Origin of the sequence: Pseudomonas asiatica (assembly GCF_009932335.1) — a bacterium.
Taxonomy (GTDB): Bacteria; Pseudomonadota; Gammaproteobacteria; order Pseudomonadales; family Pseudomonadaceae; genus Aquipseudomonas; species Aquipseudomonas asiatica.
In genome coordinates, this window is record NZ_BLJF01000001.1 from 379,359 (window position 1) to 399,322 (window position 19,964).

The window sequence follows — 19,964 nt, forward strand, 5'->3', positions numbered from 1 at the left end:
CACCGCGTATTTTCCGCAGGTGGCGCCCTCCGGCCCCTGTCCGCCTTCAGGAGTTCCCATGCGCGTGACCCAGTTTTTCGCCGCCGCCGCGTTGGCGCTGGCCAGTACCTTTGCCGCTGCCGCGGCAACCGATAGCAATGCTGCTGCCGAGCAGGCCATCCGTAAGTCATTGCAGAACCTCGAGCTGGAAGTGCCCGTCGAAAGCGTGGCCAGCAGCCCGGTCAGTGGCCTGTATGAAGTCAAGCTGCAGGGCGGCCGCGTGCTGTATGCCAGCGGCGACGGCCAGTTCGTGATGCAGGGCTACCTGTTCCAGATCCAGGACGGCAAGCCGGTCAACCTCACCGAGAAGACCGAGCGCCTGGGCATTGCCAAGCTCATCAACGGCATTCCAGCCGCCGAGATGGTGGTTTATCCTGCCAAAGGCGAGACCAAGTCGCACATCACCGTGTTCACCGACACCACCTGCCCGTACTGCCACAAGCTGCACGCCGAGGTGCCCGAGCTCAACCGCCGCGGTATCGAAGTGCGCTATGTCGCCTTCCCGCGTCAGGGCCTCGGTTCGTCGGGTGACCAGCAGTTGCAGGCCGTCTGGTGTTCCAGCGACCGCCGTGCGGCGATGGACAAGATGGTCGAGGGTGAGGAAATCAAGGCCGCCAAGTGCGCCAACCCGGTCAGCAAGCAGTTCCAGCTGGGCCAGTCGATCGGCGTCAACGGCACGCCGGCGATCGTCCTTGAAAGCGGCCAGGTCATTCCGGGCTACCAGCCGGCACCGCAGGTCGCCAAGCTGGCATTGGCCAAGTAATCCAATTCAGTACGCCGTCGTCATGGGGTGACGGCATGTTTCACGGTCGGCATAGGTGCCGGCCGTTCAATGGGGAGTTCACAGTGAAACCGGTCAAAGTAGGCATCTGTGGGTTGGGGACCGTCGGTGGCGGAACCTTCAATGTACTTCAGCGCAACGCCGAGGAGATCGCCCGCCGTGCCGGGCGCGGTATTGAAGTGGCACAGATTGCCATGCGCTCGCAGAACCCGAACTGCCAGATTACCGGTACCCCCATTACCGCTGATGTGTTCGAAGTTGCGAGCAACCCGGAGATCGACATTGTCATCGAGCTGATCGGTGGCTACACCGTGGCCCGCGAACTGGTGCTCAAGGCCATCGAAAACGGCAAGCACGTGGTCACCGCCAACAAGGCGCTGATTGCCGTGCACGGCAACGAAATCTTCGCCAAGGCCCGCGAGAAGGGCGTGATCGTCGCCTTCGAAGCGGCCGTGGCCGGTGGCATCCCGGTGATCAAGGCCATCCGCGAAGGCCTGTCGGCCAACCACATCAACTGGCTGGCCGGCATCATTAACGGCACCGGCAACTTCATCCTCACCGAAATGCGTGAGAAGGGCCGCGCCTTCCCGGACGTGCTGGCCGAAGCCCAGGCGCTGGGTTACGCCGAAGCCGACCCGACCTTCGACGTTGAAGGCATCGATGCCGCGCACAAGCTGACCATCCTGGCCTCGATCGCTTTCGGCATCCCGCTGCAATTCGACAAGGCCTACACCGAAGGCATCACCCAGCTGACCACTGCTGACGTGAACTATGCCGAGGCCCTGGGCTACCGCATCAAGCACCTGGGTGTGGCCCGCCGCACTGCCGAAGGTATCGAGCTGCGCGTACACCCGACGCTGATCCCGGCCGACCGCCTGATCGCCAACGTCAACGGCGTGATGAACGCCGTCATGGTCAACGGCGACGCTGCCGGCTCCACCCTGTACTACGGCGCCGGTGCCGGCATGGAGCCTACCGCTTCGTCGGTGGTCGGTGATCTGGTGGATGTGGTCCGTGCCATGACCTCCGACCCGGAAAACCGCGTACCGCACCTGGCCTTCCAGCCGGATTCGCTGTCGGCCCACCCGATCCTGCCGATCGAAGCCTGCGAAAGTGCCTACTACCTGCGCATCCAGGCCAAGGATCACCCTGGCGTACTGGCCCAGGTGGCCAGCATCCTCTCGGAGCGTGGCATCAACATCGAGTCGATCATGCAGAAGGAAGCCGAGGAACAGGACGGCCTGGTGCCGATGATCCTGCTGACCCATCGCGTGGTCGAGCAGCGCATCAACGACGCCATCGTCGCCCTGGAAGCCCTGCAGGACGTCATCGGCAAGGTCGTGCGCATTCGCGTCGAGCAGCTCAACTAACAATAGTGCCGTGGGGCCGCCAGCGCGGCCCCGGCCCCAGTATCGAAGGTTTGCACCCATGCGCTATATCAGTACCCGCGGCCAGGCTCCGGCCCTCAATTTCGAAGACGTCCTGCTGGCTGGCCTGGCCAGCGACGGCGGCCTGTACGTCCCGGAAAACCTGCCACGCTTCACCCAGGAAGAAATCGCCTCGTGGGCTGGCCTGCCGTACCACGAACTTGCTTTCCGGGTGATGCGCCCGTTCGTCGAAGGCAGCATCGCCGACGCCGACTTCAAGAAGATCCTCGAGGAAACCTACGGCGAGTTCGCCCACGCCGCGGTTGCCCCGCTGCGTCAATTGAACAGCAACGAGTGGGTGCTGGAGCTGTTCCACGGCCCGACCCTGGCGTTCAAGGACTTCGCCCTGCAACTGCTCGGCCGCCTGCTGGACCACGTGCTGGCCAAGCGCAACGAGCGCGTGGTGATCATCGGCGCCACCAGTGGTGACACCGGTTCCGCCGCCATCGAAGGTTGCCGCCGTTGCGACAACGTCGACATCTTCATCCTGCACCCGCACCAGCGCGTGTCGGAAGTGCAGCGCCGGCAAATGACCACCATCTTCGGCGACAACATCCACAACATCGCCATCGAAGGCAACTTCGACGACTGCCAGGAAATGGTCAAGGCCAGCTTCGCCGACCAGTCGTTCCTCAAGGGCACCCGCCTGGTTGCGGTCAACTCGATCAACTGGGCGCGGATCATGGCCCAGATCGTCTACTACTTCCACGCTGCCCTGCAGCTGGGTGGCCCGGCGCGTTCCGTGGCGTTCTCGGTGCCGACCGGCAACTTCGGCGACATCTTCGCCGGCTACCTGGCACGTAACATGGGCCTGCCGGTCAGCCAGCTGATCGTCGCCACCAACCGCAACGACATCCTGCACCGCTTCATGAGCGGCAACCAGTACGTCAAGGAAACTTTGCACGCGACCCTGTCGCCGTCGATGGACATCATGGTCTCGTCCAACTTCGAGCGCCTGCTGTTCGACCTGCACGGCCGCAACGGCGGCGCCATTGCCGAGCTGATGGCCAACTTCAAGCAAGGTGGCGGCTTCAGCGTCGAGCAAGACCGCTGGACCGAAGCGCGCAAGCTGTTCGACTCGCTGGCAGTGAGCGACGAGCAGACCTGCGAAACCATCGCCGAAGTGTTCGCCGCTACCGGCGAAGTGCTCGACCCGCACACCGCTATCGGCGTCAAGGCCGCCCGCGAGTGCCGCCGCAGCCTGGACACGCCGATGGTGGTGCTGGGCACCGCGCACCCGGTCAAGTTCCCGGAAGCGGTGGAGAAGGCCGGTGTTGGCAAGGCGCTGGAGCTGCCAGCGCACCTCAGCGACCTGTTCAGCCGTGAAGAGCGTTGCACGGTGCTGGCCAATGACCTGAAGGCCGTGCAGGGCTTTGTCAGCCAGCATGGTAACCGCGGCAAGCCTTTGTAAGCATCGGGGCCGCACTACGGCCCATCGCTGGCAAGCCAGCTCCCACCCCGACCGCATAGACCCAAGGTCATGTGCAATCCCTGTGGGAGCTGGCTTGTCGGCGATGGGCTGCGGAGCAGCCCTAATTATCCGAATCTTCCCACTGCTCCATCAGAAACATCCTATTCAGGCCGCCCAGCGCAACGCCTAAATTAGCCGGTCCTCCCATCAGGAGCGGCTCATGCACCAGCCCTACGTGTTGATCCACCAGGCTCGCCCATCCCATCAGATCCTCCTGCACCAGGCCCTCAACGCTCAGGGCATGTTCCATGTGCGCATCAGCGAAACCAGTGCAGACCTCGACGCCTGCCTGAACGCCGATCACCGCCCCGATCTGCTGATCCTTGACCACGCCATGCCAACCCGGGCCGGCCTTGCCTTGCTCGAACAGCAGCACCGAACTCGTGCTTTGCTGTTCGTCGGCCAGGCTACCCCCAAGCGCCGCAACCTTGCCCAAGAGGCCAGAAACCGGGGCCTGTGGGTGCTCGCGGAACTGTCCTGGCCACTGTCGATGCCATGCCTGCAGCGAGCTCTGCAGGCACTGCAGGTGCGCCCGTGGCGGCGTATTCAAACTGTCACGCCCGCCCCGCATGCTCACTGAAGCAGCCGCGGTGTAACGAACTTTCCGCTGCGTCTGTTGGTCAGTTCCTCTATATCCCACCACGCAGCGAGTGATCCGGATGGAAAGAATCTGCAGACTGCTCAACGAAGCCCTGACCCCCTATCAGACCCACCTCGGCGTCGCCGATGCCCAGGGTAATCGCCAACTGACCGTTCATGACCGCCTCGCCGGCATCACCTTGCGGCGCACGGTGAGCGAACGCCAGTTGCAGGAACAACGCCTGTTGGTCGACCTGGTGGATGGCCTTCACCGTGACCTGCAGATCGCCGAAGGGCGTTTGCAGCCCTGTGTGATCGCGGCATTGCAGCAGCGTCAGCAACCCCATGGAACCTTTGCCTGAGTGGTTTATCAGACACTGTAGGGGCAGCCTGGCCAGTGCTTTGCTCCGGCGCTGGCAAGGCTGTCACGGGAAGCCCCCAAGGGCTTTTGCTTGGCCCCGGGCGTGTTTCCCCAGCGCCCGGGGTTTCTTTTCTTGGGGGGCAGGCACATGTCCTTGTAGGAGCGGCCTTGTGTCGCGATGGGCCGCAAAGCGGCCCCGGCAATCTTTGCGGCGAAGCTGAAAATGTGGGGCCGCTACGCGCCCCATCGCGACACAAGGCCGCTCCTACAGGGGCCGATCGGGCAGCTAGTGGTCTTCGAAGAAGCGCTTGCTCTCTTCCAGGTAGTCTTCCTGCAACGCCGGGTCCAGCCAGCGTGCATACAACCCCGGCAACACATCCCGACGCAGGGCAGGCAGCAGCTGGTCGATGTGCGCAATGGCTTCACGCCCCAGCTCGCTGTTTGAACAGCCCACATGCAGAAACTGGTAGCGGTTTACCCCTTTCACAGGGTGAAACTGGTAGTCAGCCAGCGCCCCGCCTTGCAGGTCGACCAGGTAGCGCACCTCGGGCCAGTAGCCGAGCACCATGCGCAGGCGCCCGAGCTGTTGCATCTGCAGCAGGTTGGCGGTGGCGTCGTTGCCGTAGTGGCGGCTGAACGCGGTGTCGGGCAACTGGCGCAGGATGGCGTCGATCTGTGTGCCATAGCTGCGCTCGGCGACAACACCCAGCTTCAGTGGGGTCTTGCTCAGCAGGTTGAGCAGGTCTACCTCCTGGCCGTCGAGGTAAGGCGCCACCAGCGCCTCGCTTTCCTTGCGCAGCACCAGGCCGCCACTGAGCACGCCCAGGGAAGGCACGGAAAACCTCACATATTCGGCGCGTTCCGGCGTCCACAGCAGGGTCGGGTCGCAGGTGAAACTTTTCGGGTCCTGCAGCATCTGGATGCCGCGGGCGCGGTTGACCCGCAGGATGCTGTGGTCGTACTCGGGCATCTGCCTGATCAGCAGGGGCAGCAACTGGTCGATCACCCCTTGGCCTTTTTCCGGCCCTTCCAGAATGGTGAACGGCGGCAGGTCGCGCACCAGCCAGAAGATGCGCTCCTTGGCGCTGGCTGGCTGCAGCAGTGCAGGCAGCAGCCCGCACAGCAGGACCAGGTGACATAGGCAACGGGCAGCGCGCATGGACCAGGGCCGCGCCAGGGTCAGACCGTGCCTGCTGCGCGCAGGCTGGCGATGGCCGCCGCGTCGTAGCCCAGGGTGCCGAGCAGTGCCTCGGTGTGTTCGCCCAGCGCCGGGCCTACCCACTCGGTAGAGCCGGGGGTGTCCGACAGCTTGGGCACGATCCCCGGCATGCGGAATGGCTTGCCGTCCGGCAGCTTGGCCTGCAGGAACATTTCGCGTGCCAGGTACTGCGGGTCATTGAACATGTCCTCGGCCGAATAGATGCGGCTGGCCGGTACTTCGGCGGCGTTCAGCACCTGTATCAGTTGCTCCAGCGGCAGGCTGTTGGCCCAGCGGTCGATTACCCCGTACAGCTCGTCACGGCGCAGGTCGCGGCCATCGTTGGTGGCCAGGGTCGGGTCGTCGGCCAGGTCGGTGCGGCCAATGGCTTGCATGAAGCGCTTGAAGATCGCATCGCCGTTGGCGCCGATCTGTACATGCTTGCCGTCGGCGCTGGTGTGAATGGAGGAGGGCGTGATGCCTGGCATGATGTTGCCGGTACGTTCGCGGATAAAGCCGAACACATCGAACTCCGGGACCATGCTTTCCATCATGGCGAAGATCGCTTCGTACAGGGCCACGTCTACCACCTGGCCCTGGCCGCCGTTGACTTCCCGGTGTCGCAGCGCCATCAGTGCACCGATCACACCCCACAGGGCAGCAATCGAGTCACCGATGGAAATACCCGTGCGCACCGGTGGGCGGTCGTCGAAGCCGGTGATGTAGCGCAGGCCGCCCATCGACTCGCCCACGGCGCCGAAGCCCGGCTGGTCCTTCATCGGCCCGGTCTGGCCGAAGCCCGACAGGCGCACCATTACCAGGCGCGGGTTGAGCGCGTGCAGCACGTCCCAGCCCAGGCCGAGTTTTTCCAGCACGCCCGGGCGGAAGTTCTCGATCAGGATGTCGGCGTCGGCCAGCAGGCGTTTTAGAATCTCGCGGCCCTCTGGGTGCTTGAGGTTGAGGGTGAGCGACTGCTTGTTGCGGGCCTGCACGAACCACCACAGCGAGGTGCCCTCGTACAGCTTGCGCCATTTGCGCAACGGGTCGCCGCCATCGGGCGATTCGACCTTGATCACCTCGGCGCCGAATTCGGCACAGATACGCGAGGCGAACGGGCCAGCGATGAGGGTGCCGAGTTCGACAACCTTAAGACCGGCGAGGGGTTTGCTGGGCGTAGTCATGGGGCATCCGTGGCAGCTGGGCAGATGCGTGGTTTTATCATAGGTCCGAAGCGGCAGATACTGCTGCGGGGCAACGAAGGGCAGTATCGGTTAGACTGTGTCACTTTTTCTCTGCGCAAGAAGCCCGTCGACCATGGCCCAGCCGTCCACCACCTACAAATTCGAACTGAACCTGACCGACCTCGACCGCGGCGTGTACGAAAACGTCCGTCAAACCATTGCCCGCCACCCTTCGGAAACCGAAGAACGCATGGCCGTACGCTTGCTGGCCTACGCCCTCTGGTACAACGAAAACCTGTCGTTCGGCCGTGGCCTGTCCGACGTGGACGAGGCGGCGCTGTGGGAAAAGAGCCTGGACGATCGCATCCTGCACTGGATCGAGGTAGGCCAGCCGGACGCCGACCGACTGACTTGGTGCTCGCGCCGCACCGAGCGCACCAGCCTGCTGGCCTACGGCAGCCTGCGCGTATGGCAGAACAAGGTGGTAGATGCGGTCAAGGGCCTGAAGAACCTGAACATCGCCGCGGTGCCGCAAGAGGTGCTGGAAACCCTCGCCACCGACATGCCCCGCACCATCAAGTGGGACGTGATGATCAGTGAAGGCACCTTGTTCGTCACCGACGACCGTGGCCAGCACGAAGTGCAGCTGGACTGGCTGCTTGGTGAGCGCGGCTGAAGCACCCCATGCGTATCGAACCTCGCCCGCTGCCGCCGACCCTGCCATTCCTGGGTAACCTGCCACCCTTGCTGACCCGCCTGTACGCCGCGCGCGGCGTGCAGAGCGAGGCCGAGCTGGACAAAAGCCTCGCGCGCCTGCTGCCGTACCAGCAGCTCAAGGGCATCGAGGCCGGCGTGGATCTGCTGGTCGAGGCTATCGACCAGCGCCAGCGCATCCTCATCGTCGGCGACTTCGATGCCGACGGCGCCACTGCCAGTACTGTCGGCGTGCTGGGCCTGCGCCTGCTGGGCGCGGCCCATGTCGACTACCTTGTGCCCAACCGCTTCGAATACGGCTACGGCCTGACCCCGGAAATCGTCGAGGTGGCGCTGCAACGCCAGCCGCAGCTGCTGATCACCGTGGACAACGGCATTTCCAGCGTCGAGGGTGTGGCTGCTGCCAAAGCCGCCGGGCTCAAGGTGCTGGTCACCGACCACCACCTACCGGGCGCGGAGTTGCCCGACGCCGACGCCATCATCAACCCCAACCAGCCGGGCTGCAGTTTCCCGAGCAAGGCGCTGGCCGGGGTAGGGGTGATCTTCTACGTGCTGATGGCCCTGCGTGCGCGCCTGCGCAGCCTGGGGCGCTACGAAACGCAGCCGCAGCCGAACATCGGCGAATTGCTCGACCTGGTTGCCCTGGGCAGCGTCGCCGACGTGGTGCCATTGGATGCCAACAACCGCATCCTGGTGCACCAGGGCCTCGAACGCATTCGTGCCGGCCGCGCCCGACCGGGGCTGAAGGCCATTCTTGAAGTGGCCCGTCGCGATCACCGGCGTATCACCTCGACCGACCTCGGCTTCATCCTCGGCCCGCGGCTGAACGCTGCCGGGCGCCTGGACGACATGAGCCTGGGCATCGAATGCCTGCTGTGTGAAGACGCGGCCCTGGCCCAGGACATGGCCCAGCAGCTGGACGACCTGAACCAGGACCGCAAGTCCATCGAACAGGGCATGCAGCGCGAGGCCCTGGCCCAGCTCAAGGACCTGCCTGTCGAGTCGATGCCATATGGCCTGTGCCTGTTCGATGCCGACTGGCACCAGGGGGTTATCGGTATTCTGGCTTCGCGCCTGAAGGAGCGTTACCACCGGCCGACCATCGCTTTCGCCGACGCTGGCGAGGGTATGCTCAAAGGGTCGGCGCGTTCGGTGCCGGGGTTCCATATTCGCGATGCGCTGGATGCCGTGGCGGCGCGCCACCCGCAACTGATCAGCAAGTTCGGCGGCCACGCGATGGCGGCGGGGTTGTCTTTGCCCGAGGCCAATTTCCCGGCATTTGCCGAGGCGTTCGATGAAGAAGTGCGACGCCAGCTGCGCGAAGAGGACCTGACCGGTCGGCTGTTGTCCGACGGCAGCCTGGCGGTGGAGGAGTTCCACCTCGACCTGGCCAAGGCCCTGCGCCATGCCGGGCCCTGGGGGCAGCACTTCCCCGAGCCGCTGTTCCATGGCGTGTTCCAGCTAGTGGAGCAACGCGTGGTGGGCGAGCGGCACCTGAAGGTGGTGCTCAAGAGCGAGTGCGGCTCGGTGCGGCTGGACGGCATTGCCTTTGGCATTGACCGCGAAGTGTGGCCGAACCCGACGGTGCGTTGGGTCGAGTTGGCGTACAAGCTGGATGTGAACGAGTTCCGTGGCAACGAAAGTGTGCAGTTGATGATTGCCCACATGGAGCCGCGCTGACTGCAAGTACTGCGGCTTCCGCAACTCTGTAGGTATGGCACAAGGCCTTGATGCCAGGTGAAGATCCCTGTGGGAGCGGGCATGCCCGCGAACACCGGCGAAGCCGGTGCCATCCACTGAGTCGCCTTCTTCGCGGGCACGCCCGCTCGCACAGGGTCAGCGCCGCGCTTGAGGCTTGCACCGTACCTGTAGGAGCGGGCATGCCCGCGAACACCGGCAGAGCCGGTGCCAGCCACCGAGTCGCCTTCTTCGCGGGCACGCCCGCTCCCACATGGCCTGAGCCGGGCTCAAGGCTTGCGCTGTACCTGTGGGCTGGCGAATGGCTGATTGACCGCCTCTCCGATTCCACACGAAGGGTGGCAGTTGTACGCGGTGTGGAATCCAGGCTACGAGTAGACCCGGTAGGCTTTGCGGCCTTCCGCGCACAACTGCCATGACGACAGCTACTCGGTAATTGATCGGGATTCCACCCCCGGCCGCTGAATGCCAGCGACCAGCAAAGGCTAGAGAGTCGGGATTCCAGTAACAATCAGACGCGAGTCGACAGGACTTGTAGGTTATTTCCTCAGCCTAGGCTTCACCAGATCTGGGCCGTAAGGGATATCTGAAACTCTGATCAGACATGGCGCTGGTAACGCAGAGCCGTTCAACCTCTACCAAATCCCATGGAACCTCCCCCCCAACCATTCTGGTCTAGTCTGAAGTTATGACCGGACCTGGGCCAGGGACGTGCAATTGAGTGTCCGGGCCGGATCACCATTGGAGTCCTTGGGAGGTGCCCTCATGAGCCTGCTGCTCGAGCCTTACACCCTGCGTCAGCTGACCCTGCCCAACCGCATCGCCGTTTCGCCGATGTGCCAGTATTCCGCCGTCGATGGCCTGGCCAATGATTGGCACCTTGTCCATTTAGGCAGCCGCGCCGTGGGTGGCGCTGGCCTGGTAATCACTGAAGCCGTGGCGGTGACCGCGGATGGTCGCATCACCGCTGAAGACCTCGGCCTGTGGGACGACGCTCAGATCGCCCCGCTGCAACGCATCACCCGTTTCATCACCGCCCAGGGGAGCGTGCCCGGCATCCAGCTGGCTCACGCCGGGCGCAAGGCCAGCACCTATCGCCCATGGCTGGGCAAGCAAGGCAGCGTCAAGCTCGAGGAGGGCGGCTGGCAACCGGTGGGCCCGTCGAAAATCGCCTTCGACCCGCAACACACGACGCCGCATGAGTTGAACCACAATGAGATTCAGGCTGTGATCGCCGCCTTTGTCGCCTCGACCGAGCGCGCCCTGAAGGCCGGTTTCAAGGTGGTCGAGATCCACGCCGCCCATGGCTACCTGTTGCACCAGTTCCTGTCGCCGCTGAGCAACCAGCGTCGCGACGAGTACGGCAGTTGCTTCGAAAACCGTATCCGCCTGACCCTGGAGGTGGTCGAGGCCGTGCGCAAGGTCTGGCCTGCCGAGTTACCGCTGTTCGTGCGGGTATCGGCGACCGACTGGGTCGAGGACGGCTGGAACCCGGATGAAACCGTCGAACTGGCCCGCCGCCTGCGTGGTTTGGGCGTCGACCTGATCGACGTGTCCTCCGGCGGCACCTCGGTCAACGCCGAAATCCCCACCGGCCCGGGCTACCAGACGCGCTTCGCCGAGCGTGTGCGCAAGGAATCGGAAATCGCCACCGGCACCGTGGGCATGATCACCGAACCGGCCCAGGCCGAGCACATTCTGCGCACTGGCCAGGCCGACATCATCTTCCTCGCCCGCGAACTGCTGCGCGACCCGTACTGGCCGCTGCACGCCGACGACGACCTGGGCGGCAACAAAGCTACCTGGCCGGCGCAATACCAGCGCGCCACCAGCCGGGCCAACCCGATTCACGAGTCGGACCTGCGGGATTGACCTGACCCAAGCATTGCGCGGTCGTTGTAGGAGCGGCCTTGTGTCGCGAAAGGGCTGCGAAGCGGCCCCAGGTTTCCAGCTCCGCCGCTGATATTGCCGGGGCCGCTTTGCGGCCCTTTCGCGACACAAGGCCGCTCCTACACGGTATTGCACTGCCTTTGAATGCGGTGCGGCATCTGTGGGGCATGCCCGCGAAGAAGGCGACTCGGTGTATGGCACCGGCTTTGCCGGTGTTCGCGGGTGAACCCGCTCCCACAGAGGTCGCGCAAAATCAGGCGTTGATACTTACTCCTGTTCTATTGGCTACTTTGCAGGAAAGCTCCTGGACTGAGGTGCCGGTCTCAGCCCAGGCATTACCCTCAATGTTTGATCATCACATGCCGCACACAGGTGTAGTCCTCCAGCCCATACATCGACATGTCCTTGCCATACCCCGAATGCTTCTGCCCGCCATGGGGCATTTCGCTGACCAGCATGAAGTGGGTGTTCACCCAGGTGCAGCCATACTGCAGGCGCGCCGCCAGGCGGTGGGCGCGGCCGGTGTCGCGGGTCCATACCGATGAGGCCAGGCCGTAGTTGGAGTCGTTGGCCCATTCCAGCGCCTGCGCTTCGTCGTTGAAGCGGGTCACCGACACTACCGGGCCGAACACTTCATTACGCACGATTTCGTCGTCCTGCAGGGCGTCGGCCAGTACGGTCGGTTCGAAGAAGAAACCGTCGCCCTCGATCGCCTTGCCACCGGTCACCAGGCGAATGTGCGGTTGGGCGATGGCCCGTTGCACCAGCCCTGCGACCTTGTCGCGGTGCTGGGCACTGATCAGTGGCCCCAGTTCGGTGTCCTCGGCTTCCTGCAGGCCCGGTTTGAGGCTGGCCACCGCGGCCCCCAGGCGTTCGACGAAACGCTCGTAGATGCCATCCTGCACGTACAGCCGACAGGCGGCGGTGCAGTCCTGGCCGGCGTTATAGAAGCCGAAGGTACGGATGCCGTCGATGGCGGCATCAATGTCGGCATCGTCGAACACCAGCACCGGGGCCTTGCCGCCCAGTTCCATGTGCATGCGTTTCACGCTGTCGGCGGTGGCGCTGATGATGTGAGCACCGGTGGGGATCGAGCCGGTCAGCGACACCATGCGCACCTTGGGGTGGTTGACCAGCGGGTTGCCGACCGTCTGGCCACGGCCGAAGAGGATGTTCAGCACCCCCGGTGGCAGCAGGTCCCGGGTCAATTCGCCAAGGCGCAGGGCGGTCAGCGGGGTCAGCTCGGAGGGCTTGATCACCACCGTGTTGCCGGCAGCCAGGGCCGGGGCGATCTTCCACGCCAGCATCATCAACGGGTAGTTCCACGGCGCGATCGAGGCCACCACGCCCAGCGGGTCGCGGCGGATCATCGAAGTATGGCCCGGCAGGTACTCGCCAGCTGCCGAGCCGCCCAGGCAGCGCGCCGCACCGGCGAAGTAGCGGAACACGTCGGCAATTGCCGGGATCTCGTCATTCAGCGCAGCGCTCAGCGGCTTGCCGCAGTTCTGCGATTCCAGTCGGGCCAGTTCATCGCCATGGGCTTCGATAGCGTCGGCCAGTGCCAGCAAGGCTTGCGAGCGTTCCTTGGGGCTGGTTTGCGACCAGCTGTCGAAGGCCTGGTCGGCGGCGCGCACGGCGCTGTCCACCTGGGCCTCGCTGGCTTCGTTGATCTGCGCCAGGGCACTGCCCAGCGCCGGATTGAGCACGGTCCAGGCCGGGCCTTCGCCAGCGACCAGTTGGCCATTGATTAGCATCTGCGTTTGCATCGGGGACTCCTCCAGGGTCATTTGCCGCTGCCCGCGACGCTTTCGCCGCCACGGGTCAGGTAATAGGCGCCAAGTATCGGCAGCATGGTCACCAGCATCACCAGCATGGCGACCACGTTGGTCACCGGCACGTCGCGCGGGCGGCTGAGCTGGTTGAGCAGCCAGATCGGCAGGGTGCGTTCGTGGCCGGCAGTGAAGGTGGTGACGATGATTTCGTCGAACGACAGGGCAAAGGCCAGCATGCCACCGGCCAGCAGCGCCGAACCGAGGTTGGGCAGGATGATGTAGCGGAAGGTTTGCCAACCGTCGGCACCGAGGTCCATCGAAGCTTCGATCAGGCTCTGCGAAGTGCGCCGCAGGCGGGCGATCACGTTGTTGTAGACGATCACCACGCAGAACGTGGCGTGGCCGACCACGATGGTGAACACGCCGGGCTCGATCCCCAGGCTCTTGAACGCCGAGAGCAGGGCGATGCCGGTAATGATGCCAGGCAGGGCAATAGGCAATATCAGCATCAGCGAAATGCTCTCCTTGCCGAAAAAGCTGCGCCTGTACAGCGCCGCCGAGGCCAGCGTGCCGAGCACCAGGGCGATCAGCGTGGCCAGGCAGGCCACCTGCAGCGACAGCTTTATCGCTTCCAGCACATCGGGCCGGGCAAAGGCCACGGCGAACCACTTCAGGGTTAAGCCCTTGGGCGGGAAGCTGAATGCCGCGTCTTCGGTGTTGAAGGCGTACAGGAAGATGATCAGGATCGGGAAGTGCAGGAACAGCAATCCGCCCCAGGCCGCCAGGCGCAGCCCGGTCGAGGCTTTTTCAGAGTGCATCGAAGGCCCCCAGTCGCTTGACGATGGACAGGTACACCGCGATCAGCACGATCGGCACCAGGGTGAACGCGGCGGCCATCGGCATGTTGCCGATCGCCCCTTGCTGGGCATAGACCATGCTGCCGATGAAATAGCCGGGCGGGCCGATCAGCTGCGGCACGATGAAGTCGCCCAGGGTCAGCGAGAAGGTGAAGATCGAGCCGGCGGCGATGCCCGGGATCGACAGCGGCAGGATCACCTGCACGAAGGTTTGGCCGGGCCTGGCGCCCAGGTCTGCCGAGGCTTGCAGCAGCGACGGCGGCAAGCGTTCCAGCGAGGCCTGGATCGGCAGGATCATGAACGGCAGCCAGATGTACACGAACACCATGAAGCGCCCCAGGTGCGAAGTCGACAGCGTGCTGCCGCCCACGCCCGGCACCGTCAGCACCATTTGCAGCAGGGCATCCAGGTGCAGTTGCTGGGCGAACCACTGGGCCACGCCGCCCTTGGCCAGCAGCAGGGTCCAGGCGTAGGTCTTGACGATGTAGCTGGCCCACATCGGCATCATCACTGCGATGTAGAAAAATGCCTTGGTCTTGCCGCTGGTGTAGCGCGCCATGTAGTAGGCGATGGGGAAGGCCAGCACCGCGCTGGCCAGCGACACCGCCAGCGCCATTCCCAGGGTGCGCAGGATGATGTCGAAGTTCGACGGGTTGAACAGCGCGGCGAAATTGCCCAGGGTCAGGTCCGGGGTCACCGCCATGGTGAAGTCGTCGAAGGTATAGAAGCCTTGCCACAGCAGGTTCAGCAGCGAGCCCAGGTAGATCGCGCCGAACCAGGTCAGCGGTGGGATCAGCAGCAGGGCCAGGTACAGGTTGGGGCGCCGGTACAGCAGGTTGGACAGGCCGCGCAGCGTGCTCATGTCAGCGGCCCTCCGTTTCCTGCAGCACTGTCATGGCTTCACGGGGCCAGTGCGCCTGTACCCGTTGCCCTGTTTGCCATGCCTGTGCCTGTGCCTGCGCCTGCCAGCGGTCGTTGGCCTGGCTCACCGCCAGCAGCTGGCCGCCGTCCAGCTGCAGCTCGTAGCGGGTGGCACTGCCCTGGTACTGGATATCGCGCAGCAGGCCGCTGACCTGGACGTGCTGGCTGGCTGTGGCCGGGTCGCCGAGGCGGATGTGTTCGGGGCGGATGGAGAAGGGCGCCGGGCTGCCATTGAGCAACGTGGCCAGTTCGCCGCGCACAACGTTGGAGGTGCCGACGAATTCGGCGACGAAGGTGGTGGCCGGCTGCATGTACAGGTTGCGCGGGGTGTCGACCTGCTCGATACGGCCGCGGTTGAATACTGCGACGCGATCGGACATCGACAGCGCCTCAGTCTGATCGTGGGTGACGAAGATGAAGGTGATACCCAACTGGCGTTGCAGCTTTTTCAGCTCGCCCTGCATCTGTTCGCGCAACTTCAGGTCCAGCGCGCCAAGCGGCTCGTCCAGCAGCAGTACCCGTGGCCGATTGACCAGCGCGCGGGCCAGGGCCACGCGCTGGCGCTGGCCACCGGACAACTGCGCCGGCTTTCGCGCGCCATAGCCGGCCAGGGCCACCATCGCCAGGGCTTCTTCGGCGCGGCTGTGGCGTTCGGCCTTGGCCACGCCTTTTACCTTCAGGCCGTAGGCGATGTTGTCCAGTACGTTCATGTGCGGGAACAGGGCGTAGTCCTGGAATACGGTGTTGACGTCGCGCTGGTAGGGCGGTACGCCCGCAGCTTCGACACCGTGGATGCGGATCGAACCGCTGGTGGGTTGCTCGAAGCCTGCGATCAGGCGCAGGCAGGTGGTCTTGCCCGAGCCAGAGGGGCCGAGCATGGAGAAGAATTCGCCATCGATGATGTCGATGCTGACCTGGTCGACGGCCTTGACCTCGCCGAAGGTGCGGGAAACCTGGGTGAACTGGACGGCTAGGGGCATAGGCGGTACTCGGTTGTTCTTGTATTGCCAGTGCCGGCCCTATCGCCGGCAAGCCAGCTCCCACAGGTACTGTGCAGGCTTCAAGGCCTATGCGGGCCCTGTGGGAGCCGGCTTGCCGGCGATAGGGCCGGTACAGGTGAAGAAACCCTCAGCGCCCGCCCATGATCGCAATGTAATCCTGGGTCCAGCGGCTATACGGCACGAACTTGCCGCCCTGGGCCTGCGGGGTTTTCCAGAAGGCGATCTTGTCGAAGTTGTCGAAACCGTTGGTCTTGCAGCCCTCGGCCCCCAGCAGCTCGTTGCCGGTGCAGGCCGCCGGCACCGCCGGCAACGAACCGAACCAGGCCGACACGTCACCTTGTACTTTCGGCTGCAGCGACCAGTCCATCCATTTGTAGGCACAGTTGGGGTGCTTGGCCTCGCTGTGCAGCATGGTGGTGTCGGCCCAGCCGGTCGCGCCTTCTTTGGGAATGGTCGAGGCCACGGGCTGCTTCTCGGCCTTCAGGCCGTTGACCATGTAGCCCCAGGAGCTGGAGGCAACCACGCCTTCGTTTTTCACGTCGCTCATCTGCACCGTGGCGTCATGCCAGTAGCGGTGGATCAGCGGTTGCTGCTGGCGCAGCAGTTCCAGCACGGCCTTGTACTGCGCTTCGCTCAGCTCGTACGGGTCCTGGATGCCCAGCTCCGGTTTGGCCGTCTTCAGGTACAACGCCGCATCGGCGATGTAGATCGGCCCATCGTAGGCCTGCACGCGGCCCTTGTTCGGCTTGCCGTCGGGCAGGTTCTGCGGCTCGAACAGCACACCCCAGGTGGTGGGCGCCTGTTTGAACACGTCGGTGTTGTACAGCAGCACGTTCGGGCCCCATTGGTACGGGGTGCCGTAGACCCGCTTGTCGACCACGTACCAGCCACCGTTCTGCAGCCGTGGGTCGATGTTCTTCCAGTTGGGGATCAAGTCGGTGTTGATCGGCTGTACCCGCTTGCCCGCGATCAGCCGCAGCGAGGCATCGCCCGAGGCGGTGACCAGGTCATAGCCGCCCTTGGTCATCAGGCTGACCATCTCGTCCGAGGTGGCGGCGGTCTTGACGCTGACCTTGCAGCCGGTTTCCTTCTCGAAGCCGGTCACCCAGTCGTAGGCCTTGTCGCTTTCACCGCGCTCGATGTAGCCGGGCCAGGCGACGATGTCCAGGCGGCCCTCGCCGGGCCCCAGGGCCTTGGGCGGTTCGGCAGCCTGCAGGCTGGCGCTGGCCAGCACGGCGCAGGCGGTTGCGCCGAGCAATGCGGTCTTGTGCACTGACATGGTGTTCCCTCTTCTTGGAGATTTTGGTCGGGGCAGTCATCAAGCAAGCCGTGAAGCGAGCGTTATAGGCGTAGTGCGGTTTACGCGCGGTATTGGCGATATCGAGTCTAGTTGGCTTTTTGCCAGCCAATGCAACATCCGGAAGCAAATCCCCCCATGGCGATCGGGCGGGCAGGGCTTAACCTGACGGCTCCCTTGGCCAACGTGGAGACCGTTTGATGAACACCCGGGGATTGCTCGACCAGTTGCTCAAGTCCGGCCAGGACTTGCTCGCCAGCCAGGCCGGCAAGGGCAGCTCTGGCAAGCCAGGCGCCAGTGCCGGCGGCCTTGGCAGCCTGCTTTCCGGTGCCGGTGGCGGCGCCCTGGCGGCGGGCGCCATGGGCTTGCTGCTGGGCAACAAGAAGGCCCGCAAGTATGGCGGCAAGGCCCTTACCTATGGCGGCCTGGCCGCGCTCGGTGTGCTGGCCTACAAGGCCTACGGCAACTGGCAGGCGCGCCAGCAGGTGGCCGCCGCCGAGCCGCAGACCGTCGACCGCCTGCCGCCGGCCCAGGCCGAACTGCACAGCCAGGCGGTGCTGCGGGCGCTGGTGGCGGCGGCTAAGTCAGATGGCCATATCGATGAACGCGAGCGTGCGCTGATCGAGGGTGAATTCACCCGCCTGGACAACGACCGCGAGTTGCAGCACTGGCTGCATGCCGAGCTGAACAAGCCGCTGGACCCGGCCGAAGTGGCCCGTGCCGCGCAAACGCCGGAAATGGCCGCCGAGATGTACCTGGCCAGCGTGATGATGGTCGACCAGGAAAACTTCATGGAGCGCGCCTACCTGGACGAACTGGCCCGCCAGCTGCGCCTGGACCCGGCCCTGCGCCAGGAGCTGGAAAGCCAGGCAAGGCTTGCCGCCGGCCAGTGATGGGGGCTGCGTTGCAGCCCATCGCCGGCAAGCCGGGTCCCACAGGGATCACACATGACCTGAGGTCATGCGGTCGAGGTGGGAGCCTGGCTTGCCGGCGATGGGCCGCACAGCGGCCCCAATGGCGTTGGGCACAAATGACCGGTCTGTCGGCAAGGTTACCTGGTCACCCCACATTTCAGCCGCATGAGCACTGGGCGCCTGGGCTATACTTCGGCGATTTTTCCCGCTCGTTGTGAATTCCTGAGGGCTGAATGTGAAGAACTGGACCTTGCGCCAACGGATCCTGGCAAGTTTCGCCGTGATCATCGCCATCATGCTGCTGATGATCGTGGCCGCCTACTCGCGGTTGGTGACCATCGCATCCGCCGAACAGGCAGTGGGGACCGACAGCATTCCCGGCCTCTACTACAGCTCGATGATCCGCAGTGCCTGGGTCGACGGTTACGTGGCTAGCCAGCAGTTGGTAGGCCTGTCCAACCAGCGTGAATTCACCTCGGCCGATGCGGAACTGTTCAAGAGCTTCCAGGACCGCCTGAAAGAGCACATGGCCAGCTACCAGGGCACCATTCAGGATGATGACGACCAGGCGCGGTTCGACGCCTTCATCCAGATGGAGGTTGCCTACCTCAAGATCATCGAGCAGGTGCTGGAAGCCTATCGAAAGCACGACTATGCCGAAGCCCAGCGGTTGATCACCGATGTGCTGACCCCGGCCTGGGTAGAAGGCCGCAAGCTTCTGAACGAAGTGATCGAGCACAACCGGGCCGCCGCCGACACCGACACCAACGAGATCGTCGGCGCCGTGAGCACCGCCAAGGGCAGCATGATGGTTTCGCTGCTGCTGGCGATCATCGCCGCCGGTATCTGCGGCCTGTTGCTGATGCGCGCCATCACCGCGCCCATGCAACGCATTGTCCATGCCCTCGACAAACTGCGCTCCGGCGACCTGAGCATGCGCCTGAGCCTGGACCGCAAGGACGAGTTCGGCGCCATCGAAAGCGGCTTCAACGAAATGGCCGAGGCCCTGGCCAACCTGGTGGCCCAGGCCCAGCGTTCGTCGGTGCAGGTGACCACCTCGGTGACCGAAATTGCCGCAACCTCCAAGCAACAGCAGGCCACCGCCACCGAAACGGCCGCCACCACCACCGAAATCGGCGCCACCTCGCGGGAAATCGCCGCCACTTCGCGTGACCTGGTGCGCACCATGACCGAAGTCACCTCGGCCGCCGACCAGGCCTCCAGCCTGGCCGGCTCCGGCCAGCAGGGCCTGGCACGCATGGAAGAAACCATGCACCAGGTGATGGGTGCCGCCGACCTGGTCAACGCCAAGCTGGGCATCCTCAACGAAAAGGCCAGCAACATCACCCAGATGGTGGTGACCATTGTCAAGGTTGCCGACCAGACCAACCTGCTGTCGCTCAACGCTGCCATCGAAGCGGAAAAGGCCGGCGAGTACGGCCGGGGCTTTGCCGTGGTGGCCACCGAAGTGCGCCGCCTGGCCGACCAGACCGCCGTTGCCACCTACGACATCGAGCAGATGGTGCGCGAGATCCAGTCGGCGGTGTCGGCCGGGGTCATGGGCATGGACAAGTTTTCCGAAGAAGTGCGCCGCGGCATGTTCGAGGTGCAGCAGGTGGGCGAACAGCTCAGCCAGATCATCCACCAGGTGCAGGCCCTGGCGCCGCGTGTGCTGATGGTCAACGAAGGCATGCAGGCCCAGGCCACCGGTGCCGAGCAGATCAACCAGGCGCTGGCCCAGCTCAGCGATGCCAGCACCCAGACAGTCGAGTCGCTGCGCCAGGCCAGTTTCGCCATCGATGAGCTGAGCCAGGTGGCCGCGGGCCTGCGTGGCGGCGTGTCGCGCTTCAAAGTCTGACCGCG

Annotated in this window: 17 protein-coding genes; 10 read left to right on the forward strand and 7 right to left on the reverse strand. The window is 64.4% G+C overall.

Going from position 1 to position 19,964, the window contains the following annotated elements; genetic code table 11:
- The first annotated feature begins 58 nt into the window (after window positions 1-58).
- From GYA95_RS01720 to GYA95_RS01740, 5 genes are all read left to right on the forward strand, one after another.
- Window positions 59-802 (forward strand): DsbC family protein, encoded by a 744-nt coding sequence (locus GYA95_RS01720; protein WP_003259432.1) that lies wholly within the window; start codon window positions 59-61, stop codon window positions 800-802.
- Between the two features lie 83 nt (window positions 803-885).
- A complete protein-coding gene (locus tag GYA95_RS01725) occupies window positions 886-2,190 on the forward strand; it encodes a homoserine dehydrogenase (RefSeq protein WP_003259434.1) in 1,305 nt (434 codons plus the stop codon).
- Between the two features lie 58 nt (window positions 2,191-2,248).
- Window positions 2,249-3,658, forward strand: coding sequence for a threonine synthase (gene thrC / locus GYA95_RS01730; RefSeq protein WP_010952565.1), 1,410 nt, complete (start codon window positions 2,249-2,251; stop codon window positions 3,656-3,658).
- Between the two features lie 220 nt (window positions 3,659-3,878).
- Window positions 3,879-4,298: a response regulator gene (locus GYA95_RS01735; RefSeq protein ID WP_015269142.1), complete on the forward strand. Its 420-nt coding sequence runs from the start codon at window positions 3,879-3,881 to the stop codon at window positions 4,296-4,298.
- A gap of 79 nt (window positions 4,299-4,377) precedes the next feature.
- A complete protein-coding gene (locus tag GYA95_RS01740) occupies window positions 4,378-4,659 on the forward strand; it encodes a DUF3509 domain-containing protein (protein WP_015269143.1) in 282 nt (93 codons plus the stop codon).
- Window positions 4,660-4,944: 285 nt separating this feature from the next.
- Here GYA95_RS01740 and GYA95_RS01745 read toward each other — a convergent pair whose 3' ends face one another.
- Together GYA95_RS01745 and GYA95_RS01750 are read right to left on the reverse strand one after the other, a co-directional pair.
- Window positions 4,945-5,817: a TIGR02285 family protein gene (locus GYA95_RS01745; RefSeq protein WP_054573210.1), complete on the reverse strand. Its 873-nt coding sequence runs from the start codon at window positions 5,815-5,817 to the stop codon at window positions 4,945-4,947.
- 20 nt (window positions 5,818-5,837) lie between these two features.
- On the reverse strand, window positions 5,838-7,037 hold the full coding sequence (locus tag GYA95_RS01750; protein ID WP_015269145.1) for a CaiB/BaiF CoA transferase family protein: 1,200 nt from the start codon (window positions 7,035-7,037) through the stop codon (window positions 5,838-5,840).
- 133 nt (window positions 7,038-7,170) lie between these two features.
- Here GYA95_RS01750 and GYA95_RS01755 point away from each other — a divergent pair, with 133 nt between their 5' ends.
- The 3 genes from GYA95_RS01755 (at window position 7,171) to GYA95_RS01765 (ending at window position 11,321) form a co-directional block, all read left to right on the forward strand.
- Window positions 7,171-7,713 carry a YaeQ family protein gene (locus GYA95_RS01755; RefSeq protein ID WP_015269146.1) on the forward strand — a complete coding sequence of 181 codons (543 nt, stop codon included), beginning with the start codon at window positions 7,171-7,173 and terminating at the stop codon, window positions 7,711-7,713.
- Between the two features lie 8 nt (window positions 7,714-7,721).
- The gene (recJ, locus tag GYA95_RS01760) at window positions 7,722-9,431 is read left to right on the forward strand and encodes a single-stranded-DNA-specific exonuclease RecJ (protein ID WP_015269147.1); all 1,710 of its coding nucleotides are present in this window, start codon (window positions 7,722-7,724) and stop codon (window positions 9,429-9,431) included.
- A gap of 783 nt (window positions 9,432-10,214) precedes the next feature.
- Window positions 10,215-11,321, forward strand: coding sequence for an NADH:flavin oxidoreductase/NADH oxidase (locus tag GYA95_RS01765; RefSeq protein ID WP_015269148.1), 1,107 nt, complete (start codon window positions 10,215-10,217; stop codon window positions 11,319-11,321).
- Window positions 11,322-11,680: 359 nt separating this feature from the next.
- On the opposite strand, the gene GYA95_RS01770 is transcribed toward GYA95_RS01765, so the two are convergent.
- The 5 genes from GYA95_RS01770 to ydcS form a co-directional block, all read right to left on the reverse strand.
- On the reverse strand, window positions 11,681-13,105 hold the full coding sequence (locus GYA95_RS01770) for a gamma-aminobutyraldehyde dehydrogenase (protein WP_015269149.1): 1,425 nt from the start codon (window positions 13,103-13,105) through the stop codon (window positions 11,681-11,683).
- A 17-nt stretch (window positions 13,106-13,122) separates the two neighbouring features.
- Window positions 13,123-13,929 carry an ABC transporter permease gene (locus GYA95_RS01775; protein ID WP_015269150.1) on the reverse strand — a complete coding sequence of 269 codons (807 nt, stop codon included), beginning with the start codon at window positions 13,927-13,929 and terminating at the stop codon, window positions 13,123-13,125.
- Window positions 13,919-14,830: an ABC transporter permease gene (locus tag GYA95_RS01780; RefSeq protein ID WP_015269151.1), complete on the reverse strand. Its 912-nt coding sequence runs from the start codon at window positions 14,828-14,830 to the stop codon at window positions 13,919-13,921. The genes GYA95_RS01775 and GYA95_RS01780 overlap by 11 nt, the downstream gene beginning before the upstream one ends.
- 1 nt (window position 14,831) lies before the next feature.
- Window positions 14,832-15,869, reverse strand: coding sequence for an ABC transporter ATP-binding protein (locus tag GYA95_RS01785; RefSeq protein ID WP_015269152.1), 1,038 nt, complete (start codon window positions 15,867-15,869; stop codon window positions 14,832-14,834).
- Between the two features lie 148 nt (window positions 15,870-16,017).
- Window positions 16,018-17,169 (reverse strand): putative ABC transporter substrate-binding protein YdcS, encoded by a 1,152-nt coding sequence (ydcS, locus tag GYA95_RS01790; RefSeq protein ID WP_015269153.1) that lies wholly within the window; start codon window positions 17,167-17,169, stop codon window positions 16,018-16,020.
- Window positions 17,170-17,387: 218 nt separating this feature from the next.
- Here ydcS and GYA95_RS01795 point away from each other — a divergent pair, with 218 nt between their 5' ends.
- Together GYA95_RS01795 and GYA95_RS01800 are read left to right on the forward strand one after the other, a co-directional pair.
- Entirely contained in the window at window positions 17,388-18,080 is a 693-nt protein-coding gene (locus GYA95_RS01795) for a tellurite resistance TerB family protein (protein ID WP_015269154.1), read from the forward strand.
- A 256-nt stretch (window positions 18,081-18,336) separates the two neighbouring features.
- Window positions 18,337-19,959 carry a methyl-accepting chemotaxis protein gene (locus tag GYA95_RS01800; protein ID WP_015269155.1) on the forward strand — a complete coding sequence of 541 codons (1,623 nt, stop codon included), beginning with the start codon at window positions 18,337-18,339 and terminating at the stop codon, window positions 19,957-19,959.
- The last annotated feature ends 5 nt before the right edge of the window (window positions 19,960-19,964 follow it).